At 74.2% G+C, this 24,677-nt stretch carries 21 protein-coding genes and 1 pseudogene; 11 read left to right on the top strand and 11 right to left on the bottom strand.

Annotation, left to right across the window (positions count from 1 at the left end; translation table 11 throughout):
- The first annotated feature begins 7 nt into the window (after nt 1-7).
- Nucleotides 8-673: a class I SAM-dependent methyltransferase gene (locus tag RSE42_RS04135; protein ID WP_415297929.1), complete on the top strand. Its 666-nt coding sequence runs from the start codon at nt 8-10 to the stop codon at nt 671-673.
- Here RSE42_RS04135 and trpS read toward each other — a convergent pair.
- Complete coding sequence (gene trpS / locus RSE42_RS04130; protein ID WP_415297928.1) at nt 667-1,782, bottom strand: tryptophan--tRNA ligase; 1,116 nt, start codon at nt 1,780-1,782, stop codon at nt 667-669. The two genes, RSE42_RS04135 and trpS, sit on opposite strands and share 7 nt — an antisense overlap.
- A 208-nt stretch (nt 1,783-1,990) precedes the next feature.
- Here trpS and RSE42_RS04125 point away from each other — a divergent pair, with 208 nt between their 5' ends.
- The gene (locus tag RSE42_RS04125; protein WP_415297927.1) at nt 1,991-2,863 is read left to right on the top strand and encodes an SMP-30/gluconolactonase/LRE family protein; all 873 of its coding nucleotides are present in this window, start codon (nt 1,991-1,993) and stop codon (nt 2,861-2,863) included.
- 16 nt (nt 2,864-2,879) lie between these two features.
- Here the strand turns inward: RSE42_RS04125 and RSE42_RS04120 are convergent, their stop codons facing one another.
- Nucleotides 2,880-3,734: a fumarylacetoacetate hydrolase family protein gene (locus RSE42_RS04120; RefSeq protein WP_076403326.1), complete on the bottom strand. Its 855-nt coding sequence runs from the start codon at nt 3,732-3,734 to the stop codon at nt 2,880-2,882.
- A gap of 38 nt (nt 3,735-3,772) precedes the next feature.
- Nucleotides 3,773-4,777 (bottom strand): C-terminal binding protein, encoded by a 1,005-nt coding sequence (locus tag RSE42_RS04115; protein WP_108048980.1) that lies wholly within the window; start codon nt 4,775-4,777, stop codon nt 3,773-3,775.
- A gap of 70 nt (nt 4,778-4,847) precedes the next feature.
- On the opposite strand from RSE42_RS04115, the gene RSE42_RS04110 reads away from it, so the two are divergent.
- From RSE42_RS04110 to RSE42_RS04100, 3 genes and pseudogenes are all read left to right on the top strand, one after another.
- Nucleotides 4,848-5,660 carry an SDR family NAD(P)-dependent oxidoreductase gene (locus RSE42_RS04110; RefSeq protein WP_085388493.1) on the top strand — a complete coding sequence of 271 codons (813 nt, stop codon included), beginning with the start codon at nt 4,848-4,850 and terminating at the stop codon, nt 5,658-5,660.
- 48 nt (nt 5,661-5,708) lie between these two features.
- Nucleotides 5,709-6,041 carry a nuclear transport factor 2 family protein gene (locus RSE42_RS04105; protein WP_021482951.1) on the top strand — a complete coding sequence of 111 codons (333 nt, stop codon included), beginning with the start codon at nt 5,709-5,711 and terminating at the stop codon, nt 6,039-6,041.
- Between the two features lie 62 nt (nt 6,042-6,103).
- Nucleotides 6,104-7,001 (top strand): annotated as a pseudogene (locus RSE42_RS04100) (IS5 family transposase).
- On the opposite strand, the gene RSE42_RS04095 reads toward RSE42_RS04100, so the two are convergent.
- The 8 genes from RSE42_RS04095 to RSE42_RS04060 form a co-directional block, all read right to left on the bottom strand.
- On the bottom strand, nt 6,984-7,568 hold the full coding sequence (locus RSE42_RS04095; protein ID WP_391514197.1) for a hypothetical protein: 585 nt from the start codon (nt 7,566-7,568) through the stop codon (nt 6,984-6,986). The pseudogene RSE42_RS04100 and the gene RSE42_RS04095 overlap by 18 nt on opposite strands.
- A gap of 55 nt (nt 7,569-7,623) precedes the next feature.
- A complete protein-coding gene (locus RSE42_RS04090; protein WP_391514195.1) occupies nt 7,624-8,130 on the bottom strand; it encodes a hypothetical protein in 507 nt (168 codons plus the stop codon).
- Nucleotides 8,127-8,687: a signal peptidase I gene (locus RSE42_RS04085; protein ID WP_391515015.1), complete on the bottom strand. Its 561-nt coding sequence runs from the start codon at nt 8,685-8,687 to the stop codon at nt 8,127-8,129. The genes RSE42_RS04090 and RSE42_RS04085 overlap by 4 nt, the downstream gene beginning before the upstream one ends.
- A gap of 87 nt (nt 8,688-8,774) precedes the next feature.
- The gene (locus RSE42_RS04080) at nt 8,775-9,317 is read right to left on the bottom strand and encodes a DUF4232 domain-containing protein (protein WP_051028004.1); all 543 of its coding nucleotides are present in this window, start codon (nt 9,315-9,317) and stop codon (nt 8,775-8,777) included.
- 435 nt (nt 9,318-9,752) lie between these two features.
- Nucleotides 9,753-10,592 (bottom strand): SDR family NAD(P)-dependent oxidoreductase, encoded by an 840-nt coding sequence (locus tag RSE42_RS04075; protein ID WP_415297926.1) that lies wholly within the window; start codon nt 10,590-10,592, stop codon nt 9,753-9,755.
- The gene (locus tag RSE42_RS04070) at nt 10,589-11,902 is read right to left on the bottom strand and encodes an enolase C-terminal domain-like protein (RefSeq protein ID WP_415297925.1); all 1,314 of its coding nucleotides are present in this window, start codon (nt 11,900-11,902) and stop codon (nt 10,589-10,591) included. The genes RSE42_RS04075 and RSE42_RS04070 overlap by 4 nt, the downstream gene beginning before the upstream one ends.
- Nucleotides 11,899-12,696, bottom strand: coding sequence for an SDR family NAD(P)-dependent oxidoreductase (locus tag RSE42_RS04065; protein ID WP_085388495.1), 798 nt, complete (start codon nt 12,694-12,696; stop codon nt 11,899-11,901). Before RSE42_RS04065 ends, RSE42_RS04070 begins: the two co-directional genes overlap by 4 nt.
- Nucleotides 12,693-14,357, bottom strand: coding sequence for a hypothetical protein (locus RSE42_RS04060; RefSeq protein WP_415297924.1), 1,665 nt, complete (start codon nt 14,355-14,357; stop codon nt 12,693-12,695). Before RSE42_RS04060 ends, RSE42_RS04065 begins: the two co-directional genes overlap by 4 nt.
- A gap of 148 nt (nt 14,358-14,505) precedes the next feature.
- Here RSE42_RS04060 and RSE42_RS04055 point away from each other — a divergent pair, with 148 nt between their 5' ends.
- The 6 genes from RSE42_RS04055 to RSE42_RS04030 all read left to right on the top strand — a co-directional run bounded on the left by RSE42_RS04055 (nt 14,506) and on the right by RSE42_RS04030 (nt 24,620).
- Nucleotides 14,506-15,195 carry a GntR family transcriptional regulator gene (locus RSE42_RS04055; protein WP_415297923.1) on the top strand — a complete coding sequence of 230 codons (690 nt, stop codon included), beginning with the start codon at nt 14,506-14,508 and terminating at the stop codon, nt 15,193-15,195.
- Nucleotides 15,196-15,364: 169 nt separating this feature from the next.
- Nucleotides 15,365-16,429, top strand: a complete 1,065-nt coding sequence (locus RSE42_RS04050; RefSeq protein ID WP_415297922.1) for a GNAT family N-acetyltransferase — start codon at nt 15,365-15,367, stop codon at nt 16,427-16,429.
- Nucleotides 16,430-16,836: 407 nt separating this feature from the next.
- Nucleotides 16,837-19,104: a peptidase C14 gene (locus tag RSE42_RS04045; RefSeq protein ID WP_415297921.1), complete on the top strand. Its 2,268-nt coding sequence runs from the start codon at nt 16,837-16,839 to the stop codon at nt 19,102-19,104.
- A gap of 85 nt (nt 19,105-19,189) precedes the next feature.
- On the top strand, nt 19,190-21,409 hold the full coding sequence (locus RSE42_RS04040; protein ID WP_415297920.1) for a peptidase C14: 2,220 nt from the start codon (nt 19,190-19,192) through the stop codon (nt 21,407-21,409).
- A gap of 411 nt (nt 21,410-21,820) precedes the next feature.
- Complete coding sequence (locus tag RSE42_RS04035; RefSeq protein WP_076403344.1) at nt 21,821-23,242, top strand: Gfo/Idh/MocA family protein; 1,422 nt, start codon at nt 21,821-21,823, stop codon at nt 23,240-23,242.
- 103 nt (nt 23,243-23,345) lie between these two features.
- A complete protein-coding gene (locus RSE42_RS04030) occupies nt 23,346-24,620 on the top strand; it encodes an ABC transporter substrate-binding protein (RefSeq protein ID WP_034655723.1) in 1,275 nt (424 codons plus the stop codon).
- Nucleotides 24,621-24,677: the final 57 nt, after the last annotated feature.

The following is a 24,677-nucleotide window of genomic DNA, read 5'->3' as shown; positions in this document are numbered from 1 at the left end:
CGGTCGCATGGTCGAACGACGCCCTTGGCAGTCCGAGGCCGACCTGCTGGGCAGGGCGGACGCCGCCCACCCGACGGCCTGGTTCGAGCAGCTCTGGGCGTCCGCGGCGAGCGGCACCGTGACGACACCGTGGGAGCACGACGACCCGCACCCCGCGCTGACGGAGCGGGTCGTCGCCCCGCCGGACGGGGAGCACCGCACGGCGGTCGTCGTCGGGTGCGGGCTCGGCGCCGACGCGGAGCACCTGTCCCGGCTCGGCTACGTCACGACCGCGTTCGACGTCGCGCCGTCCGCGGTCGCCGCTGCGCGCGACCGTCGCCCCGGGTCAGCGGTGACGTACGCCGTCGGCGACCTGCTCGACCTGCCCGCTGCGTGGCGCCGAGCCTTCGACCTGGTCGTCGAGGTCTTCACGGTCCAGGCCGTGCACCGGGTCGTCCGCGCCGAGCTCACCGCCGGCGTGCGCTCCCTCGTCGCGCCGGGCGGCACGCTCCTCGTGATCCAGGCCGTCGCCGACGAGCCCGACGACGACGGGCCGCCCTGGCCCCTCACCCGAGCCGAGATCGACGCGTTCGGCCAGGACGGGCTCGTCGCCGTCTCGGTCGAGCGGCTGGACCGGTCCGCGCCGGGCGGGCGCGGGCTGTGGCGCGCGGAGCTCCGCCGGGCGGATCAGTAGGCGGTTCCCATGAGCTCGCGGACCTCGGCCAGGGTGCGCTCGGCGGTCGCGTTCGCGCGGGCGTTGCCCTCGCGCAGCACGTCGAGCGGGTCGGGCCCGTCCCCCGCGGCGAGGGCACGACGGCGCGCCCGCAGGGGACGCAGGTGCTCGACGAGCGCCTCGGTCACCACCTGCTTGAGCCGGCCCGCCCCGGCGGCACCGACCTCGTCGGCGAGCGCCTCGGGCGTCGTCCCGGCGGCGAACGCGCCCAGCGTGAGGAGGTTCGCGACCTCGGGCCGGCGCTCGGGCTCGTACGTGACGTGCCGCTCGGAGTCGGTGCGGTGGCGGCGGACGAAGCGCGCGGTGGCGTCCTCGTCGTCGCGCAGCTCGAGCGCGTTGCCCGCGGACTTGCTCATCTTGCGCCCGTCGGTGCCGAGCACGGTGGGCGCGGGGGCGAGCAGGACGTCGGGCTCGGGGAAGTAGGGCTGCGCGGCGGCGTAGCGCTGGTTGAAGCGTCGCGCGACGGTGCGCGTGAGCTCGACGTGCGGGAGCTGGTCCTGCCCGCCGGGCACGAGGTTGCCGTGGCAGAACAGGATGTCGGCCGCCTGGTGCACCGGGTAGGTGAACAGCAGGCCGCTCATGGGGCGGCCCTGCCGTGCGGCGGCCGCGACGGCCTCGGCCTTGACGGTCGGGTTCCGCTCGATCTCGGCGGTCGTGACGAGGCTGAGGAACGGCAGCAGGAGCTGGTTGAGCGCCGGGACCGCGGAGTGGGCGAAGACCGTCGTGCGGGCGGGGTCGATCCCGGCCGCGAGGTAGTCGAGGACGACCTCCCGCACGGTGGCGCGCAGGTCCCCGGCGTCGTCGCGGTCGGTGATGACCTGGTAGTCGGCGACGACGAGCACGACCTCGACGCCGTCGTCCTGCAGCCGGACGCGGTTCGCGAGGGTGCCGAGGTAGTGCCCGAGGTGCAGCGCGCCCGTCGGGCGGTCGCCGGTGAGGACGCGGAAGCCGGACGGGTCGGTCGCGAGCCGGGCCTCGATCTGCGCGGACCGCTCGCGGGCCGCCGCGACGGACGCGGTCGACGCTGCGGACGAGAGGGCCGACGGCGCGGGGTCGAGAATCGTGGTCATGGTGCTCTCCTTCGGTGGGGAGCCACGCACCACGCCCGGTCGAGGACCGGACCGGCCCGGACATGACGACGTCCCGGCTGCGGCGCGCAGCTCGGGACGTGGGCAGGACTGGTCACGGCTGCGGAGGCAGCCACCACCAGCTCTGCGTGATCATGCGTCCACCCTACGCCCGCCGCGCGGGCCGACGGCCCTCGGCGAGAATGGTCGGATGCCTGAGATCTCCGTCGAGAACGTCACCGGTCCCGTCGCCTACCACGCGGAGGGCCCGGTGTGGTGGCCGGGCTGGGGCGGCCTGCGGTACGTGGACATGCTCGCGGGCGACCTCCTCACTCTGCGGCCCGACGGCGGCGTCGACCGCCTCCACGTGGGCGACCACGCGGCCGTGGTGCGGCCGCGGACCGGGGGCGGGTTCGTCGTCGGGCTCGCGCGGTCGGTCGCGGTGGCGGACGGCGAGGGCGCGCCGGTGCGCGCGCTCGCGTCGCTCGTCGACGACCCGACGGTCCGCCTCAACGAGGGGGCGGCGGCGCCCGACGGCGCGTTCTACGTGGGCGGCCAGGCCGAGGGCGAGCGGCCGAGCGCGCTGTACCGGGTGGAGGCCGACGGGTCGTCGCGTGTCGTGCTCGACGGCGTCGAGGTGTCGAACGGGCTCGGGTTCTCGCCGGACGGGTCGCGGGCATACTACGTCGACTCGGCGACGCGACGGATCGACGTGCTCGACGTCGTCCCCGTCGCGGAGGACTCGCGCGGTCTCGTGCGGCGTCGCGCGTTCGTGGAGATCGACCCCGACGACGGCATGCCGGACGGCCTCACGGTCGACGCCGAGGGTGGCGTCTGGGTGGCACTGTGGGGCGGCGGGGCCGTCCGGCGCTACTCCCCCGACGGCACGCTCGACGCCGTCGTCCCGCTCCCGGTGTCGCAGGTGAGCGCGTGCACGTTCGGCGGCGACGACCTCGACCGGCTGTTCGTCACGACCTCGCGCCAAGGGCTGGACGACCCCGACGCGGACGAGGCCGCGTCGGGGTCGCTGTTCGTGGCGGACCCGGGGGTCCGGGGGCTCCCGGCCCTGCCGTTCGCGGGCTGAGCGGCGCCGCGGGTGGTCAGCGGACGGCGTCGCGCACGCGCTGCTCGGCGCGGCCCAGGCCGTCGATCTCGAGGGTGACGACGTCGCCCGCGCGCAGGTAGGGGAAGCGCCCGGACAGGGCGACGCCCTGCGGGGTGCCGGTGTTGATGAGGTCGCCCGGCTCGAGGACCATGTACTGCGACAGGTGGTGCACGAGGTACGCGACGTCGAAGATCATGTCGGCCGTCGTCGAGTCCTGGCGGGGCTCGCCGTTGACCCAGGACCGGAGCCCGAGGTTCTGGACGTCCACCTCGTCGGCGGGGACGAGCCACGGGCCGAGCGGGTTGAACGTCTCGCAGCTCTTGCCCTTCGACCACTGCCCGCCGGAGACCTTCATCTGGTAGTCGCGCTCGGAGACGTCGTGGGACAGGACGTAGCCCGCGACGTGCTCGAGCGCCTCCTCCGGGGACGACAGGTAGCGCGCCCGGCGGCCGATCACGACGCCGAGCTCGACCTCCCAGTCGACCGTCGTCGCCCCGGGCGGCACGAGCACGTCGTCGTGCGGGCCGACGACCGTGTTCGAGTGCTTCCAGAAGACGATCGGGACGTCGGGCGGCGTCGAGCCGGACTCGGCGGCGTGCTCCGCGTAGTTCATCCCGATGCAGACGACGGCCGTCGGCCGGGCGACGGGCGCACCGACGCGCAGCTCGTCCGCGCCGTCGAGCACGGGCAGCGCGCCCGCGGCGAGCGCCGCGCGGACCCGGCCGACGCCGTCGGCCGCGAGGAACGCGCCGTCGATGTCGCGGGTGAGCGGGTCGAGGGAGTACACGACCCCGTCCTCGCGGACGGCGGGACGCTCCTGGCCGAGGGGGCCGAGTCGGACGAGCTGCACGGGTGGGTCTCCTAGGTCGGGGCGGGTGGCGCGGTTGCTCAGGCGAGGGCGCGCGCGTGGTCCGGGTTGACGATCGACGGCACGGGGCGGCCCGCGAGGAAGTCGACGGCGTTGCGTGCGGTGTGCACGGGGAGGTCCTGCATGGCCTCGGGCGAGAACCACGCGGCGTGCGGGGTGAGCAGCACGTTGTCGAGCGTGCGCAGGCGCGAGTCGGCGGGCAGCGGCTCGGTCGCGTAGACGTCGAGCGCGGCGGAGCCCACGTGGCCGGACGCGAGCGCGTCGGCGAGCGCGTCCTCGTCGATGAGCGGCCCGCGGCACGTGTTGACGACCCGCACGCCCGGCTTCGCGGCCGCGAGGGTGCGGGCGTCGAGCAGGTGGCGCGTCGACTCGGTGAGCGGCGCGTGCAGCGTGATGACGTCGGCGCGCGCGACGGCCTCGTCGATCCCCACGGCCTCGTGCCCGTCGGACGCCACGGCCTGCGGGTCGACGAACGGGTCGTGCACGAGCACGCGGTAGCCGAGCGCGCGGGCGGAGCGCGCGACCTCGGAGCCGATCCGCCCGTACCCGATGACGGCGACGACGGTGCTGGACAGGCGCGCGGCGTGCTGCGCCGTCGGGGCCCACGTGCCCGCGCGCAGCGCGCGGTCGTAGGCGACGAGGCCGCGGTCGAGCGTGAGGATCATCGCGACCGTGTGGCTCGCGACCTCCTCGATGCAGTAGGTCGGGGTGTTCGCGACGGCGACGCCGCGCTCGGTGGCGGCCGCGACGTCGACCATGTCGTAGCCGATGCCCATGCGCGAGACCATGCGCACCCCGCCCGGGCCGGCGACGGCGTCGAGCACGCGGGCCGTGATGGGGGCCCACTGCACGACGAGCGCGGAGGGCGCGGACCCGCTCGCGGCGGCCTCCTCGACGGCGGCGATCACCTCGTCCTCGGTGCGCGCGGCGGCGCGCACGGCCCGCAGCCCGGCGGCGGTCAGGGTGTCCTCGCACGCGGTCCCGGGCAGGTCGCAGTCGGTGATGACGACGGTGTCGGCTGTCATGCGAGGAATGCTATAGCAAATAGCACCCTCGACCAACCCTCGGGCCGGTCGGATGCTATAGCGTGGGCTCATGACCCTTGCCCCGGACGGCGCCCGCCGCCGCCTCGCCCTCGTCACCGGCGCCAGCTCCGGCATCGGTGCCGCCACCGCACTCCAGCTCGCGCGCGACGGGCACGACGTCTGGCTCACGTACACCGGCGGCGAGGCCGGCGCGCGCGCCACCGCCGCCCGCTGCGAGGAGGAGGGCGCCGCGACGCGCGTCTCGCGCCTCGACCTGCGCGACACCGCGTCCGTCGAGGCGCTCGTCGCCGAGGTCACGGACGCCTGGGGACGCCTCGACGTGCTCGTCAACAACGGCGGCGTGTGCCCCTACCGCGCGCTCGACGACATCGAGCTCGACGAGTGGGACCTCGTCATGGAGACCAACGCGCGCGGCACGTTCGTGCTGTCGCGCGCCGCTCTCCCCCTGCTGCGCGCAGGCCGTCCGTCGCCCGCCGGGGCCACGGTCACGCCCGACGAGCGGACCGCGCGCGACCGCGCGATCGTCAACCTCTCGTCCATCGCGGGCGAGCAGGGCGCGCTCAAGACCGGCGTGCACTACGCCGCGAGCAAGGCCGCGATCCTCGCGATCACGCGCTCCTTCGCGCGCATCCTCGCGAGCGAGGGCATCCGCGTGAACGCCGTGACGCCCGGCCCCGTGACGAGCGCCATCACCGACCAGCTCGCCCCCGACGCCCGCGCCGGGCTCACCGCGTCCATCCCCCTCGGGGACTTCGGCACGCCCGACGACGTCGCGTGGGTCGTCGCGTCCCTCGCCTCCCCACGTGCCGGGTTCGTCACCGGCGCGACGTACGACGTCAACGGCGGCGTCCGGATCGACTGACGCCCCGCCCGCCGCACACCGCGCCCACCCCTGCCTGAGGAGGCACCCATGAGCACGTCCCCGTCCGCCGTCGTCACCGCCCAGGTCGACGCCTTCAACGTCCGCGACCTCGACGGCTTCTGCGCGACCTACGCGCCCGACGCCGTCGTGAGCGGCGTGACCCCCGAGCCGATCGTCGGCCGCGACGCCCTGCGCGCGTTCTACGCCAGCCGGTTCGAGGACACCGCGCTGCACTGCGTCATCGACGCGTCCGTGACGTTCGGCGACCGCTGGCTCGTCGCGCGCGAGCTCGTCACGACGTCGAACGGCACCGGCGAGACCATCGCGACGTTCGAGGTCCGCGACGGCCTCATCACCCGCGCGAGCATGGTCAAGGGCTGACGCCCCGGCCTAGGGCGTGTTGCTAAACCGTTCTTAGGGACTCGCGGGAGAGTCTTGGATGCGTGTCGCGCGATGTGATTTCTGACGAGGACTGGGCCGTGATCGGCCCGTTGCTCCCGAAAGTGAAGTGGACCGGTCGGCCGCCTATCGATCGTCGGACCGTGGTGGAGGCGACGGCATGGCGATTCCGCACGGGAGCTCCATGGCGGGACGTGCCGGACCGGTTCGGGAACTGGAACACGGTATACAAGAACTTCAACCGGTGGGCTGAGCAGGGCGTCTGGGCGCGACTACTGGAGCACGTGCAGTCGCTCGCGCAGCAGGCCGGCGACCTCGACTGGGTCGCGTCGATCGACTCCACAATCGTGCGCGTGCACCAGCACGGCGCCACCCTCCCGCGGGCCACGGGGGGCTCTGTCGAACTACAAGAAGTTCGGTGAAGAGCCTGCTGATCATGCGATCGGGCGTTCTCGCGGAGGGTTGACGACGAAGAATCACCTGGTCTGCGACGGGAAGGGGCGGCCTCTCGCGTTCGTCCTCAGCCCGGGGCAGGCGGCCGACACCAGCATGCTGGCCGTGACGCTCAGCGAGATCCGCGTCCCAGGTGCCAGGGGCAGGCCACGCTCCCGCCCGGACCGGGTGCTCGCTGACAAGGGATACCCGTCGAAAGCGAACCGGGCGTGGCTGCGGCAACACGGGATCGCCGCGACGATCCCCGAGCGCGAAGACCAGATCGCCCACCGCCGCAAGAAGCCGGGCCGGCCGATCGACTTTGGCGACCAGCAGCGCGTCCGTTACCGCGACCGAAACGTCGTCGAGCGATGCTTCAATAGACTCAAGCAATGGCGTGGCATCGCGATGCGCTCAGATAAGACCGCCCGCAACTACCACGCCGCGCTCTGCCTTGCCGCGACGCTCTACTGGCTCAACAGTTCCAGCGCATTAGCGGACCCGCCGTGAAGTTGCTAACCGTGCGCCAGCATGAGCGATAACGCGCTCAAGCACGGGGATCTGCATCTCGACCGACGCCCGCCATCCTTCATCGGATTCGATGGCATGGTCTGCATTCGCCACCGTGATCAGTGTTGCCGAAGTCTGACCGACAGCGTCCGGCGTCCACATGTGGTCACGGTCCCCACCCATCGCGAGGTGCTCAGGCCCGGCAATCGCCAGCGCTGCCCGAATCGGTTCGTCGGTGACGACAGGAGTGAGCCATGCCCCCGGTAGACCACGCTCGATCGCCCACGGCAGCGCGTGGCAGCCGAACGACTTGCCGATCACGAGACGAGCCACGGATGTCGGCGCCTCCGCGAACGTGGCCTCGGCGATCTTACTGACGAACTCTTGCGGGCGAGAACGTTCCACTGCGGTGATCGTCCACTCGACGGCACCGACCCGCCATCCCTGTTCTACGAGCGCTGCCGTGGTCCAGTGCAATAGAGGGGATCGAGCGGTGTATCCGCTCCCGCCGGGCAAAACGACCGCGACTGCATCCGATTCCGGACCAGACCATGTCACAGTGACCATGCCGACCACCCTAACGAGCCAGAACTCGCGATCAGAGCCGCTTTAGCAACACAGCCTAGGCGCCGACGGTGAACTGCCCCTGGAACGGTGAGGGGTGCCACTCGTGGGTGGTGAAGGTGACCAGCGGCGCATCCCACGAGTCGACGACGCCGTCGTACATGCGCACGGTGCCCTCGGCCCACGGCCACGACCGCGTCGTGCCGGTGACGCGCGAGAGGTCGACCGTGATGCGCGCGGAGGTCCCCTCCGCGCCCTGGTAGCCGTCGACGTCGACGGTGAACACCATCCCCCCGTTGAGGACGTCCCCGTCCGGGCCGGGGTCGCCCCACTCGTGGACGACGCTGACCGCCGACACCTCGCAGCTGCCGACCACCTCGCGCGACGCGTCGCTGACGATCTCGCAGCTGTTCCCGGTCGACCAGTCGCGTGCGGTGGCCGTCGCGGAGAACGTGGCGCCGTCCGTCCAGGAGGCCGTCGTGGCGGGAGCGGTCACCTGCACGAGGAGCAGGCACACCAGGAGGGTGGCGGCGGCGCTCGCGAGCCGTCGGAGGGTCCGGGTCACGACTCGCTCCCCGAGGGCTGAGGGCTGGGGCGCCGGTCGCGTGCGCGTTCGTGTCCGGTGCGCGAGGCGGGCATCCGGCTGAGCGCGAGGAGCGCGGCCAGGGCGACGAGCAGCGGCACGGCGGTGCTCGGGCGGGTCAGGCGGGTGATGAAGTCCCCGCCGCCGGGAACCTGCCACCGCGGGCTGAGGACGGTGTCGTCGGTGACGACGTAGGCGCCGCCGTCCTCGGTGTCGTTCGCGTCGCCCTGCATCCGGACGTGCCAGGTGCCGTCGTCCTGCTGGGCGATGTCGACCACTCGATGGGTGACCAGCACCCCGGTGGCCGGGTTCGGCAGGGACACGACGTCGCCGACCTCGACCTGCTCCACCGGCACGGGGGTGTCCAGGAGCAGGTCGCCGGTCATGATCGCCGGTTCCATCGAGCCTGACACCACGACGAGAGGCTGGACCAGGCCTGCCTGGCCGGCCGCCCACAGGGCGCCGCAGAGCACGCCGATCACGGCCAGCGTCCACACCAGGACGTCAGCGAGGGCTTTCAGCGCGCGCAAAAGGATCATCACCTCCAAACCACGGGGGACCGAGCGCGACGGCTGGGCAGATCCCGAGCCTCCCCAGCCGTCGCGCCCAGCGCAGGCGACCGACGCCTACGCCTGGCTGACGCCGGTGAACGACACCGTCAGGGCACCAGCCGCACCCTGGTACGACGGGTCCCAGTCCTCCGGGGTCGTGATCGTCAGGGTCGCGGTCGCGGTCTCCGCCGGGGACAACAGCACGTCGTCCGGCACGCTCACCGTCGCGCTGGCCGGATCGGACCCCTCGAACAGGGATCCGGTGGCGCTGACCTCTGCCTGCCCGCCGAGGCTGAGGTCGACCGACCCGGAGTTCTTGAGATGCAGCGTCACCTGCCGCGTCTCCCCCTGGTTCATGCGAGCGAACGCCGCCTCGTCGATCGCGACGGCCACCCCGTCGCCGACGGTGTCGGCGTCGACCCACGACGTGCCGTCGGTGCTCGCCTGCAGCTCGACCTGGGCGGCCCCGGCGCTGCCGGTGAACCACGCCTGGTCGGTCCACGAGGCGCTCGTCACCGCGGCTCCGATACCCAGGACTGCGACTGCGGCGAGCCCGAAGCGCAGGTAGGTCTTGCGATCGCGGCGCTCGGTCTCGACGGCGGTCTCGATGTTGGACACAGTGTGCTCCTCTCCCACATGAGCGCCCTGTCGGGCGGGACGGTCGCGTGCGTCATGCGGGAGCGTTCAGCGCTGGACGCCTCGCCGGGCACGGGCACAGGTGGACCGGGCACCGGTTGTGGCGCCCTCGCCCCGCGATGTCGTCACGCCGGGCCCTGGTGGCCCTGGCTGCGGTCGTGGCGCCTTCGCCCAGCGGTATCCGCACGCCGGAACAGCGCCCTGGACAGGTGTCCAGATGTCCAGTTGACCGATCACCATTATATGAACGTTCGGCGGGCATAAGAAAAGCGTTCGGCGGGCCGTGGGCAGTCCGCTCGGTCGTCGCCGCGACGACGGGACGAGAAGCGAGAAATGGCCCCTGTCGCCGGCCTGCCAGGGGCCACGACTCACTTCTCGCGCCCAACGCTGCGGGCTCGTCGGGTTCGTGTGCCCGGGTCAGGCGAGGCCGTAGCGCGCGTCGAGGTCGGGGTCGTGGGGCGGGTTGCCGAACGACGCGGTCCAGGCGCCGTCGGCCGCGATCGACTGGCCGGACACGTAGCCGGCCTCGTGGGACAGCAGGAACGCGACGAGCGCGGCGATCTCGGCGGACTCGGCGATGCGGCCGAGCGGCGGGCCCTCGGCGAGGGCGCGCTCCTCGGCGGCCGGGTCGGCCGCGCGGGCGATCTGCGCGTCGAGGTGCGGGGTGCGCACCCCGCCCGGCGCGACGGTGTTGGCGCGGATGCCGTACCGCCCGTACGTCACGGCGACGGAGCGCGCGAGCGCGTCGATGCCGCCCTTGGTCAGCTCGTAGGCGGCGTGGTCGGCGAACGCCGCGCGGCCGTGGATCGAGCCGATGTTGACGATCGACCCGCCGCTCACCTGGTCGGTGAACGCCTCGACGGCGGCGGCGCAGCCCCACAGGTAGCCGAGACCGTTGATCTCGACGACGTCGCGCGCGTCCTGCTCGACCTGCGCCGCCCGCTCCGGGTCGGCGAGCGCGTGCAGCGGCGTGCGGACGGTGATGCCCGCGTTGTTCACCCATCCGGCGAGCGGCGCGAGGTCGCGCGCGGTCCGCGCGGCCTCGCGGTGGGCCTCGCGGTCGCGCGAGTCCCCCAGCACGACGGCGGCGCACACCCCCTCCTCGACCGTCCCCGAGCCCGGGGTGCGTTCCAGCCCGACGACGGTCCACCCGTCGGCGGTGAGGCGCGCGGCCACGGCGCGGCCGATGCCCTTGCCGCTGCCGGTGACGACGACGCTGCGGTGCTCGCTCGCGGGTCCGTCCGTGGGTCCTGTCACGGGTTCGCCTCCAGGTCGAAGCGGTCGGGGTCGAGCGTGAAGCCCAGGCCGGGCGCCTCGGGCGGGGTGGCGTGGCCGACGTCGAACACGGGACCGCCGCGCACGAGCAGCGGCGCGGGGTCGTAGGGGTTGCCCGCGGGCGAGCGGTCGAACGTCTCGACGCCGATCCCCGCCGCTCCGCCCAGGTGCACGCTCACCTCCGGGTACACGTGGCTGGACACGGCCTTCCCCTTCGCGGCCCACGCGCGCACCAGCGGGTCGGCGGCCGTGATGCCGCCGATCGCGACGACGTCGACGCGCGGCACGTCGAGCGCGCCCAGGGCGTCGAGCCGGGCGAAGACCTCGGGGTCGGTGACCTCGTCGCCCACGGAGAGCGGCAGCCCGGACGCATCGCGGACGCGCGCCGCGCCGGCCGCGTCCTCGGGCAGCAGCGGGTCCTCGAGCCACGCGAGCGCGGGCGCGCTCTCCCCCGCCGCACCCGTGACGCCCCACGCGTCGAGGTCCGCGAGCGCCTCGTCGGCGGCGCGCCAGCCGAAGCCCACGTCGACGACGACGCCGCTGCGCCCCGCGACGGTCGGGCGACCGGTGGCGTCGGGCAGCTCGGCGCGCAGGATCGCGAGCAGGTCGCGCATGAGCGCGCGGTCGGGCGAGCGCGAGATCTTCAGCAGCGGCCACCCGGCGCGCGCGTGCGCGAGCACCTCGTCCGCGACGTCGCGCGCGGTGCGGCCGGGCGTCGGGTAGGCGGCGACGAGGATCGCGGGGCGTGGCACTGCGACGGCCGCCCCGGACGAGACGTCGCGGGGACTCCCGGCGACGGCACCTGCCGGAGCGTCCCTGTCGCCGCCGACACCCGGCTCCGCGGACCCCGCGAGGTGCGGGCCGTCGTCGAGCAGGGACCACACGGGACGACCGGCGAGGCGGCCCGCGAGGTCCCACAGCGCGACGTCGACCAGGCCGACCGCGCGCCGCACGAGGCCCACGCGGCCGACGATCGCGGACCCGCGCAGGGCCGCGTCCCAGGCGGCGCCGACGCTCTGGCGCGCGGCGACGCCGTCGGACGCCACGACCTCGCGACCCACCACGTGCGGGGCGACGAGCCGGTCCACGAGCTCGGCCATGGGCGCCTCGCGCGTGAGCGCGTACGACTCGCCCGCGACGGTGCGGCCGTCGTCCGTCTCGGCGACGACGCGCACGCCGACGTACTCGCGGCGCTCGACCGTCATCGCGCCGAGGCGCAGCGGCTGCGGCAGCGGGACGACCGTCGTCGCGGTGCGGACGGCGACGACGCGCGCGGCGGTCCCCACGCTCACTCCGGCTTCTTGGCGAGCGGCACGCCGTAGTCGACGAGGAACCCGCCGTCGACGTAGACGGTCTGCCCGACCATGTACGCGGCCTGGTCGGAGACGAGCCAGCTCACCGCGTTGCCGATCTCCTCCGGCTGGGCGAGCCGGCGGGCGGGGATGCGCGCGAGGATCGTCTCCTCCGAGAGTGTGCCCTGGGCGACGCCCTGGCGGAACACGCCCGTGTCGATGTACCCGGGCGCGACGGCGTTGACCCGCACGCCGCGCGCGGCCCACTCGGCGCCCGCGGTCGCAGTGAGCCCGATGACGGCGGCCTTGGTCGTGGAGTACGGGGCCCGGCCGGCGGAGCCGCGGGCCGAGACGGACGAGATGTTGACGACGGCGCCCCGGCCCGCCGCGAGCATGTGGCGGCCCGCGGCCTGGAGGCACGCGAAGACGCCGTGCAGGTTGACGTCCACGACGGCCGACCACTCGTCCCACGTGAGGTCCTCGAGCGCGCGGTGGCGCTGGATGCCCGCGTTGTTGACGAGCGCGTCGATCCCGCCGAACGCCGCGGCGAGGTCGTCGAACGCGGCGCGCACGGCGGCGTGGTCGGTGACGTCGAGCGGGGCCCACACGAGCCCGGGCGCGTCGGGGACGGCGCCGAGGTCGAGCGCGGGGAGGTCGTGCTGCACGACGTCCGCGCACACTACCCGGAACCCGTCGGTCGCGAGGCGCTCGGCGACGGCCCGGCCGATGCCGGCCGCTCCCCCGGTGACGACGGCGAGCGGGACGCGCGGGGCGTCGGGGGCGGGGGTGGTCACTGGTCCTCCTCGGGGACGGGACGGGTCGGGGACGCGGCGGACGTCGGTGCGGCAGGTGCCGGTGCGGCGGGTGCCGCGACGCCGGGGGGCCAGGCGGCGGCGCCGGCGAGCACGTCGTCGACGACGGCGCACGCGTGCCGCTCCAGGCGTTCGAGCGAGCCCGGCGCGAGCGGCGACTGCCACGCCTGGTAGGCGCCGACGTCGTACGCCTCGCGGGTGGGCAGGTAGACGAAGCCGGGCCCGTTGGTGAGGTTCGCGACGACGACCGGCCGCGTCCCGGCGTGGGCACGGACCGTGCGCTGGAGGCGCGAGTACGCCTCGCCCGGGTGCGCGACGAGCAGCGCCTCGCCGACGCGCCACACCCACGTGGGGTGCTGGACGGTCGGACCGGTGACGTAGCCGTCGCGCAGGTTCCGCGCGCGGCGCAGGCGCTCCTCGCGCGAGCGCGGGTCGATGGCGGCCCACTCGGCCTCGAGCTCGTCCCACGTCGGGAGGTCGCGCAGGTCGAGGGCGACGGGCTCCGCCACGGCGGCGAGCGTCCGGGCGTCGGGCCGGGCATCGGTGCCGGTGCCGGCGCCGGGGAGCGCGGCCGACGGCGCGGGCTCCCAGACCGCGAGCGGCGCGCCGGACTCGACGACGTGGGTCAGCTCCAGCTCCGTGCCCGGCGGCGGGAGCTCGGCGAGCGCCGCGAGCACCGCGTGGCCGAGGGAGGTGCCGTGCCGGTCCGCGACGGCGGTGTCGCCCGTGTACTGCTCGCGCGGCGCGAGCTCGCCCGACGCGCCCTGGAGGAACGCGACGGGGGCGCCCGTCTCGCGCTCGACGAGGTCGCGCATCGCGCCCACGTAGTCGGGCGAGACGAGCCGGTTCTGCCAGGCGAGCGTCGTCGGGTGGCACGCGTAGTTGACGATCGTCGCGAGGGTGACGTCCTGGCCTGCGGGCGCGGCGCCGTCGGGCCGGGTCTCCCCGGCGGGCGCGAGGCGTGCGGTGAGGCGCCCGACGACGACCGTGTCGTCCGCGGGGTCGGCGCCGGGCGAGCGCGGGGTGCCGGCGTCGGGGTTGAAGCCGACGAGCGGCCGGGGCGGCGTGCTCGCCGCAACGGCTCCCGCGGTCGTGCCCGCGTGCCCGCCCGCGCAGCCGTCGAGCAGCGCCTCGCGGTTGGACGCGAGGCCGCAGCGGCCGGTCGTCCACTCGAGGGTCGCGGGCCGGAGGGACGCGATCGCCTCCACGGCGGCGTCGGCCGCTGCGCGCGCGAGGTCGTGCAGGTAGGCGACGCCGCGGTCGCCGCCCGCGAGGTCGGCGTCGCCCGAGCACAGGACCGGCCCGGCGTGCGTGTGCGAGAGCGAGACGAGCAGGCGCTCGACGGGCAGCCCGGTCGCGTCGAGGACGGTCGCGCGCAGGGTCGCCTCGTCGTCGACCCGGCGCCACCAGGTGCCGTCGATCGTGACGAGGACGAAGGGCTCGGCGACCCCGGGGCCGGAGCGCTCCTCCGCGAGCGCCACGGCGGTCAGCGTCATCGCGCGGTGGGCGCCCTCGGAGACGTCCCAGTCCGCCGGGCCCCAGTTGCGCGCCCGGATGCCGGGGGCGGGCGTGACGTCGCGGACGGCGACGCCGGCCAGGCCGACGAACGCGGGGACGGGGGCCCGCGTGTGCAGGGCGACCATCGCACCTCCTCTGGGCTCGGGAGTGCCGATGCTATAGCATGTAGTCCGGTCGGGACGCCCCCGGGACGGCACCGTGGCCGCTATCCTTCAGCGGCGCCCCACCCTCGACGATCCGAGCCCGCCGCCCCCACGACACCACGGAGAAACCATGGCGCTCAAGAGCGTGCCGGACCAGAACGTCGCCGACCGCGTCACGGTCGAGCTGCGCGAGGCGATCTTCAGCGGCGACCTCGCCCCGGGCGAGCGGCTCGTCGAGCGCAAGCTCGCCGAACGCCTCGGCACGAGCCACATCCCGGTGCGCGAGGCACTGACGCGACTGACCCAGGAAGGCCTCGTCGAGCGGCTCCCCCACCGCGGCGCACGCGTCGCCGCGCTCACGAGCCGCGACCTCGAGGAGATCTCCAGCCTGCGCACCCTGCTGGAGCAGTTCGCCGTCGTGCGGGTCCAGGACGCCTGGGACCCGGCGAAGGAGGCGAAGCTGCGCAAGACGGTCCAGCAGATGGTCCAGGCGGCGGAGAAGGGCAGCAACGCCCGCGTCTTCGAGCTCGACCGGCGCTTCCACGAGCAGCTCTGGGAGATGGCCGACCACCGCATGCTCATGACGCTCAACGCGCAGCTCCGCAGCCGCATCACCGGCTTCCTGCGCGCCGCGAACGCCGCGCTCGAGCCCGAGGCGCGCGTCGCGCACGCGCGCACCCACGACCTCATCGTCGACGCCATCGCGGGCGGCGACCCGGGCACGGCCCAGCGCGTCATGGCCGAGCACATCGGCGAGGCCGCCGCGCGCCTCGCGAGCCACACGGACGACGAGGCCGAGCCCGCCGTGGCGAACGGCTGACGCCCCGCTCTCGCAGGAGGAGCCCGGATGGCGGCACCGCCGCCATCCGGGGCGTTCGTGCGCGCCCAGCCCGGCCCGCACGGTCCGCCGCGTCGCACGCCGACGGTCGTCCCGCGACCCTACTTTTGCTATAGCATCCCGTCAACACCGGCCCGGACCCTGGACTGCCATGCACCTGCGCACCGCCACGCCCGACGACGTCCCCGCGCTCTTCGCGCTGTGGGACTGCGCGTTCGACGCGCCGCTCATGGTGCCGGTCTACGAGACGGACGGCGGCCGGCTCGACCGCACGCACGTCGCCGTCGACCCGGACGACGGCCGCGTCGTGGGCTCGGTGTACTGGACGCCGCGCGAGCTCGGCGGGCCGGGCGGCGGCACCCTCCGGGCGGGCGGCGTCGCGAACGTCGCGACCGCCCCCGAGGCGCGGGGCCGGGGCCTCGTCCGCGCGCTGCTCGCGCGCGCCGTCGAGCAGATGGAGCAGGACGGCGCGGACGTCGCGCTGCTGTTCACCGGCACCCCGGACGTCTACCGGTCGAGCGGCTTCGAGACGTTCGACGTGCCGCTCCGGCGCGGCGCGCCGCGTCCGGTCGACGAGCCGGACCCCGGGCACGACGACCTCGACGACGACGGGCTCCCGACGGGCGCCGCGCCGTCGGACCTCGTGGGCGACGCCCCCGTGCGGACCCGCACCGACCGCCTGCCCGGCGTGCCGTGGCCCGCGTGGTCGGTCGCGCTGCGGTGGGAGCAGCTCGCCGTGCTGCACGACGCGTTCGACACCGCGGCGGGCGGGCCTCGCCCCCTCGCCACCCGACGCACCGCCGAGCACTGGCAGCAGCGCATCCCGCTCTGGTACTCCGGCGCCGAGGTGTTCACCGCACGGGCAGCCGACGGGGAGATCATCGGCTACCTCGTCCTCGAGCCCGAGCCGGACGTGCTGAAGGTCCGCGAGCTCGGCGTCGACCCGGCGTCGGACCGCGCGCCCGACGTCGTCGACGCCCTCGCGCGCACCACGCTCCACCGCGCGCACCTGCACGGCTCCCCCACCGTCGAGGTGCGCCTCCCCGCGCACGCCCTGACCGACCGCTTCGCCGCCGCGGTGCTCGACGCGCCCGTCGTCGCGACCGACACGACGGGGATGCTCCGGCCCGTCCGCGCGGCGGCCGACGTCGTCGCGCACCTCCGCGACGCCGCCGCGGCCGGGGTGGGTTTCCACTGGCCCGGCGACTACCTCTGACCTGCTGACCCACCCCACGAGGTAGAGCCCCGGTCCGCCGAGGTAGAGCCCTGGTCACGCCACCAAGGCTCTACCTCGCGCGACCACGGCTCTACCTCGGCGTCGTCGGCACGTGCGCTCCCGTGGGAAGGCAGTTGCTATGGCATTTTTCGAGGCGGTACAGCGATCTGACCTGCGTGGATGCTCGATCAATTGCTCTTGACGATGCCATAGCATCCCGCTACTCTCCGAGTGTCCGGTTCACCGTCGCAACGACGCGCACGAACCCGCTGACCCCCGACCCAGCACCGGAACCGCACGACCCCCGCAGCACCGCTCCCCCGGAACACCCCGCAGCCCCGGGCCGCCGGAGCCACCGCGTCGCCCGCCCGCACGGCGTCCTCCCGACGTCACGAAGGGTGCCCCCGTTGTCCACTCCCCGATCCCAGACCCGCCCCGCGCCCATCAGCTCCGGCGCGACCGACCCCATGACCGCCGAGGCGGTGTCACCCTCGCGCCGCCACCTGCTGCGCGTCGCCGGCATGGCCTCGCTCGCCGCGGGCGCCGTCGCGCTCGGCACCGGCAGCGCGCACGCGGCGCCCCTCGCCGGCACGCTCCCTGCGGGCAAGAACGACACGCCCGACGACGAGGTCCTCGTCGCCGCCACCGTCGCGCAGCTCACCGGCTGGAAGGCCAAGAAGCTCGACGACGGCACCGTCGCCCAGCTCCTCGGCCACGCCACCCCCGGCGACGGCGCCGCCCGCCTCGTGCGCTACGACGCGAGGTCCACCGCCGCCCCCAACGGCGGCACCGTCCTCGCCCCGACCGACGCAGGAGCCAAGGGCCGCTGGCACACCCTCCACACCGGCACCGGAGACTTCCGCTGGTTCGGCCTCTTCGACCCCGACACCCCCGCCGACGACGCCCTCGACGCCCTCGTGAACGACCCCAGCATCACCCGCATCGAGGCCCACACGGACCTCAACTTCACCCGCCGCCACACCTACACGCGCTCGAACCTCGAGATCGACTTCGCCGGGCGCACGGTCACGACGGAGGGCATCGAGCGCAACGCCCACGACAACCCCTTCGGCGCGGTCCTGTTCTTCCAGGGCCGCGTGACCGACGAGACGCAGCAGCGCTCCCTCGCGGCGACGCTCCCCGACCTCACGGACGTCTTCGAGGTCGCGGACGCGGGCGCGTTCGCCGTCGGGCAGTGGTGGGCGCTGCGCTCGGACGAGCGCCCGGGCGGCGGTGGCGACGAGCGCGAGCTCCAGCGCCTCGTCCAGGTCACGCAGGTGCTCGACGCGACGCACGTGCGCGTCGACTACAAGAACGGCTGGGAGTTGCCCGCCGGGCGGGTGCTCACCTGGACGCGCGTCGAGCCCGTCGAGCAGGTGCACGTGCGCGCGATGACGTTCCACGGTTCCGGGCCCTTCGACGGCCCGGCGAACGGCGAGCTGCCCGACGACCGCGAGATGACCGGATCCCACCCCGTCGCGTTCGAGTACGCGGTGCGCTGCGACGTCTCGGACGTGCACGGCCACCGCACGTGGTGGCCGGTGATCATGCGGCGCTGGAACACCCACTTCGTCACGGAGCGGTGCTCGGTCGCCAACCCGCCGACGGTGTTCTACGGCGGCGCCGGGTACCTCACGCAGCAGATCTACTGCCTGTACGGGCGCGTCTCCGACTGCACGAGCCACAACGCGCGGCACCTCAACGACCTCACGGCGTCGGCGTACTGCCTCGTGGAGAACTGCCACGGCGACGGGGACGACCAGGGCGGCAACCCCTTCACGACCCACGGCCAGTACGAGCACGACCTCGTGTTCGTCGGCAACAGCGGGCTCATGGACATCGCCAACTCGGGCGGCCAGTGGGGCACGGCGGCCAAGCGCATCACGGTCAAGCACCACACGTGCTCGTGGTTCGTCGCGGGCACCAAGATCACGGACCTCACGCTCGAGGACGTGCACGTCGTCGCCCGGTCGACGTTCGACCCGCAGGCGACGCTCACGATCAACGCCGACGGCGCACAGGTGCGCGGCTGCACGGCCGGCTTCTTCGCCGTCGGGCAGCGGTCGTCGCTGTCGCGGCGGCCGACGGTCGTCGAGGACTGCGCGTTCGCGCTGCCTGCGGGGTCGGTGCTGCACCAGACGCCGGTGACGACCCCCGTGCACTTCGTGCGCACCCGCCTCACCGGCGTGGACGGCACGATCTTGCGCGGCGCCGGCCCCGTGACGTTCACCGACTGCGAGCTCGTCGGCGGCACGGACGACGCCCCGGCCGCGCCGGTCGACCTCGGCTCGGCGGACGTCACCGTCACGGGCGGGTCGTGGCAGGGCGTGGGCGTGCGGCTCAGCGGCGCGCGCGACCAGCGGCTCGTGCTCGACGGCGTCCGGGCCGCGGGCACGACGACGGCCGGGGCCCTCGTCTCGCGCGGCACCGGCGCGGGCGCCGTGGACGTCACGCTCCGCGGCGCCGACCTGCGGACTGCCGACGGCACCGCGCACGTCGCGCTGCGCCCCGGCGACCGCTACGCCGCGACCGGCTCACGGTTCACGGGCGGTCGCCTCGACCTGCCCGACGGCGTGCGCGTCCTCCATGCGCGCAACGTCGAGACCGGCGTCGACCGCGCAGGCCTGCCGACCGCGGGCGTCGGCGTGCTCGTCGACGCGAACCTCACCGTGTGACCCGCCCGGGCGACGCCCGGGCACCCTGTCCCGCCTCCCCACCGACACCCGCGCCGTCGCGCCGGGCCGACGAAAGGACACCCCTATGACCCTCGAGACCACGACCGAGCCGACGACGGCCGCGCCGGGCGAGGCCGCCCAGGCGCCCTCGCGGCGCCACCTGCTGCGCATCGCCGGCATCGCCTCCCTCGCCGCCGGCGCCGTCGCGCTCGGCAGCGGCAGCGCCCAGGCGGCGCCCCTCCCCGGCGCGCCGCTCGCGGCGAAGAAGGACGACAAGCCCGACGAGGAGGTCCTCGTCGCCACCACCGTCGCCCAGCTCACGGGCTGGAAGGCCAAGAAGCTCGACGACGGCACCGTCGCCCAGCTCCTCGGCCACGCGACCCCCGGCGACGGCGCCGCCCGGCTCCTGCGCTACGACGCGAGGTCCACCGCCGCCGCCAACGGTGGCACCGTCCTCGCCCCGACCGACGCAGGAGCCAAGGGCCGCTGGCACACCCTGCACACCGGCACCGGCGACTTCCGCTGGTTCGGCCTCTTCGGCCCCGACACCCCCGCCGACGACGCGCTCGACGCCCTCGTGAACGACCCGAGCGTCACCCGCATCGAGGCGCACACGGACCTCAACTTCACGCGGCGCCACACGTTCACGCGCTCGAACCTCGAGCTCGACTTCGGCAACCACCTCATGACGACCGAGGGCATCGAGGACGCCGGGCAGGACGACCCCTTCGCGGCCGTGCTGTTCTTCCGCGGGAAGGTCACGGACGACGTCCGGAAGAACACCCTCACGGCGACGATGCCGGAGCTGCGCGACGACTACGAGGTCGCGGACTCCTCGCAGTTCGAGGTGGGCCAGTGGTACGCGGTCGAGGTCAACGCGCTCGCCGGCCGGTGGGAGCGCGAGCTGCAGCGCCTCGTCCAGATCACGCAGATCGTCGACGCCACCCGCGTGCGCGTCAACTACAAGGCGGGCTGGTCGCTCGCGAAGGGCCGCACGCTCACGTGGACGCGCGTGGAGCCCGTCGAGCAGGTGCACGTGCGCAACCTCGCGTTCCGCGGCCGGCCCGACGGCGACCAGTACACCGGCTCGCACCCGATCGCCTACGAGTACGCGGTGCGCTGCGACGTGGAGAACGTGCACGGCGTCGCGACGTTCTGGCCGCTCGTCATGCGCCGCTGGAGCACGTTCTTCCGCACGGCGGGCTGCTCGCTGACCAACCCGGCGTCGGTCACGTGGGGTGGCGCGGGCTACCTGACGCAGCAGATCTACTGCAACTACGGGCACGTCGTGGACTGCCACACGACCAACGCGAGGCACCTCAACGACTGGACCGCGTCGTCGTACGGGCTCGTGGAGAACTGCCACGGCGACGGCGACGACCAGGGCCCGTTCGTCACGCACGGCCAGTACGAGCACGACCTCACGTACGTGGGGAACTCGGGGCTCATGACGTTCGCCAACTCGGGCGCGGCCTGGGGCGGCGCGGCCAAGCGCATCACCGTGACGCGGCACGTGTGCTCGTGGTTCGTCGCGCGCGTCAAGGTCACCGACCTCACGCTCGAGGACGTGCAGGTCATCCGCAAGGACGGCCTCGCGGGCTCGGGGATGCTGTGGGTCAACGCCGACGGCGTGCAGCTCCGCGGCTGCCAGGCCGACGACACCCTGATCATCTCGCAGGCCTCGGCGCTGTCGAAGCGGCCCAACGTCATCGAGGGGTCGCGCTTCGCGGTCCTGCCGGACACCGCGATCACCCAGGCGAACGTCACGAACCCGGTGCACCTCGTACGCACGACCCTGAACGGGCTGAAGAACGCGTCGTTCGCCGGGAAGGGTCCCGTCGTGCTGGACACGTGCACGCTCGAGGCCGCCGAGGGCGAGGGCACGGTGACGGTGAGCGGCGACCTCACGGTGCGCGGCGGCGTCCTCCGCAACGTCGCGGTCGTCGCGGCGGGCGCGGCCGAGCAGACCGTCCGGCTCGACGGCGGCGCCCGGCTCGAGGGCAAGCCCGCGGGCGGGAGCTTCCTGCGCCGGGCGAAGGCGGACAAGCCGGTCACCTGGGCGCTGGACGGCGTCCGGAGCACCGCGCCGTCGGGCGACACTGGGCACGTGAACCTCGACGCCGGTACCAACAGCTGGTCCGCCACGGGCTCGACCTTCGCGGGCGGGACCCTGGCGCTCGCCCCGTCCGCCCTGGGCGGCGGCTCGTCCGTCCTCCACAGCGGCAACGTCGAGCAGGGCGTCACCCGCACGGCGTTCCCCGACGACGGCGACCGCGTCGTCACGACGGGCAACCTCGTCGTCTGACCCGAGGGTCGGCAGCACCCAGCCTCTCCTCCGCGCTCCTCGTCGCCGGACGACGAGGAGCGCGGAGCAGGCCGGCGCTCCCCCGCGCGAGGTGAGACGACGAAGGGGCCGGGGGTGGTGAGTGCGGGTCGTGGCGGGCCTGGCGGGAGCGCCGCGAGGAACGAGCAGCGCGGATGGTAGACCCGCACTCACCACCCCCGGCCCCGGCCCACGACGACCACCGCGTCGGCGCCCCGCGCCGCGGCACGAAAGGTCACAACTCCGCATCGCGTCGTGCGCGAGTTAACACGAGCGCCGATCTGGCGTAACATCGGCATGGCAGGCTTGCTATAGCAAATAGCAAATGAGGCCTGCCAGGGCCGGGAGACCCCCGCCCCGCAGGACCATCGCAACGGAGCAAGGACCGCACACGTGACCCCCACCCCCCAGCCTGTCACCGTCGCCCTCGTCGGCGCCGGGAACCGCGGACAGACGTACGCGCGCTGGATCGCCGAGCACCCCGAGCGCGCCCGTCTGGTCGCCGTCGCCGACCCTCGGGCGCACCAGCGCGGGCTCGTCGTCGACCAGGCCGTCGCGGCCCAGGCCGCCGCGGCCCAGACCGGCGGCCCCGCCGACCCGGCCGTCACGCCGGCCGCCACCACCGCCGCCGCGCTCGCCGCCGACACGTCCGCGCCCGCCGTCGGCCTGGGCGCGGCACTCCCGCAGGTCGCGGAGTTCGCCGGCTGGCAGGACCTCGTCGCCGCGGGCGACGCCGACCGGGCCGCGGGGGGCACGGGCCGGGTCGCGGACATGGTGATCGTCGCGACGCAGGACCGCGAGCACCGCGACCCCGTCGTCGCGCTCGCGCCGCAGGGGTACGCGATCCTCGTCGAGAAGCCGCTCGCGCCGAGCCCGGAGGAGTGCCGGGACGTCGTCGACGCGGTCGAGGCGTCGGGCGTGCTCTTCGGCGTCTGCCACGTCATGCGCTACATGCCGTACACGGACCTCGTGAAGTCCGTCGTCGACTCGGGCGTCCTGGGCGAGATCGTCAACGTCCAGCACCTCGAGCCCGTCGGCTGGTGGCACGACGCCCACTCCTACGTGCGCGGCCCCTGGCGCTCCGAGAAGACGTCGAGCCCGATGCTCCTCGCGAAGTCGAGCCACGACCTCGACTGGATCCGCTACGTCACGGGCAAGCGGATCGCGACGGTCGCGAGCTTCGGCTCCCTGAAGCACTTCCGGCCCGAGGAGCGGCCCGCGGGCGCGGCGGACCGCTGCCTGGACTGCCCGCTCGAGCCGACGTGCCCGTACTCGGCCCCGCGCCTGTACCTGTCGACGCTGCGCGAGAAGGGCCCGATCTGGCCGGTCTCCGTCATCACGGACGCGACCGACGAGGCGGGCGTCGTCGAGGCGCTGCGCACGACCGACTACGGCCGCTGCGTCTACGCCTCGGACAACGACGTCGTCGACCACCAGGTCGTCGCCATGGAGCTCGAGGGCGGCGGCGCGGCGACGTTCACCATGACCGCGTTCTCCGAGCAGGACCACCGCAAGACCCAGATCTTCGGCACCCACGGGTGCCTCGACGGCGACGGGGAGAAGGTCCGCGTGACCGACTTCCGCGACGGCAGCGTCACCGTGCACGACGGCGGCCACCACGGCGCCACGAACGCCGCCGACGACCACGGCGGCGGCGACTCGGGGGTGATGGACGCGTTCGTGCGCGCCGTCGCGACGGGGGACCCGAGCCACGTCCGGTCAGGCGCCGTCGAGTCCCTGCAGAGCCACCTCGCCGTGTTCGCGGCCGAGGAGTCGCGCCACCGGCGCACCGTCGTCGACGTCCCGGCGCGCTGACGCGCCGGGCCCGACGACCGCACCACCACAGCACCACACCGCCCAGCAGCACCCCCATCCCCACCCGCCCACCCGGGCGGGACCTCACCAAGGAGACACGTCGATGACCCTGCGCACGACGAAGCGCCTCTGGACCGCCGCGCTCGCGGTCGGCACGCTCGGCGCGCTGAGCGCCTGCGCCGGCGGTGCCGGCGCCGGCAGCTCCACCCCCACGCCCGAGGACGGCGCCGCGTCCGGCTCCGTCACCATGTGGACCTACCCCGTCATCGCCGACGAGGCCGCCCACAAGGCCTTCTGGGACGAGCAGGTCGCCGCGTTCCAGGAGGAGAACCCCGACGTCGACGTCAAGGTCGAGATCTACCCGTGGGCCGGCCGCGACGAGACGCTCGCGACCGCGATCGCGGGCAACAAGGGCCCCGACGTCGTCTACCTCATCCCGGACCAGATCCCGAAGTACGGCAAGTCCCTCGCCGCCGTGGACAACTACGTCACGGACCAGGTGGGCGACCTGCGCGAGAACGCGTCGAAGGCCGTCACGGTCGACGGCGCGATGCTCGGCTCGCCGCTGATCATGAACAGCAAGCCGCTCGTGTGCAACGCCGCGGCGTTCGAGGCCGTCGGCGAGGCGGGGAACTACCCGGAGACGTGGGACGACCTCATGGCGCTCGCGCCGACGTTCCAGGCCGCCGGCTACGACGTCACCAACTACTGGGGCTCGGTCGACGCGACGCTCAACGAGTCCTTCTACCCGCTGCTGTGGCAGGCGGGCGGGTCCGTCTTCTCCGAGGACGGCTCGTCGGTCGCGTTCGACTCCCCCGAGGGCGTCGAGGCGCTGCAGTTCGCGGTCGACCTCGCCGAGGGCGGGTACATCGAGAAGGACCTGCTGACGACCATCCCCGCGTTCGAGCAGACGAACACCGCCAAGGGCAAGATCGCGTGCACCTGGCAGCAGGGCCCGGCGGACGTCGCGGGCTTCTGGGGCGAGGAGAACGTCGTCGTCCTGCCGCCGCTCAAGGAGGCGGAGGCGGTCGCGTTCGGCACCGTCGGCTCGCTGTCCGTGCTCAAGACGGCCGACAGCCTCGACGCCGCGGGCAAGTGGGCCGCGTTCGCGACCTCGCCCGAGGTGAGCGCCGAGTACGCCCAGGCCGCCGGCTGGTTCTCGCCGTACGAGAGCGAGTCGGGCCTCTACGCCGACGACCCGGTGCTGTCCGCGCTCGAGGAGACGCTCCAGTACACGACGGCCGGCGAGGTCAACGAGAAGTCCCGTGAGGTCATGGGCGTGCTCGCCCCGGAGCTCCAGGCCGCGCTCATCGGCGAGAAGACGCCCGAGCAGGCCCTGAAGGACGCGGCCGCGGCGGCGAACCCGCTGCTCGGCTGACCGACGCCGCGGCGCGGGCAGCCGTCCCCCTGCTGCCCGCGCCGCGGTACCTCGCGG

Source organism: Cellulosimicrobium sp. SJTW-1 (assembly GCF_047716875.1).
Taxonomy (GTDB): domain Bacteria; phylum Actinomycetota; class Actinomycetes; order Actinomycetales; family Cellulomonadaceae; genus Cellulosimicrobium; species Cellulosimicrobium funkei.
Note: the sequence above shows the minus strand (reverse complement) of the source record. Positions and strands in the feature narration are given on the sequence as shown.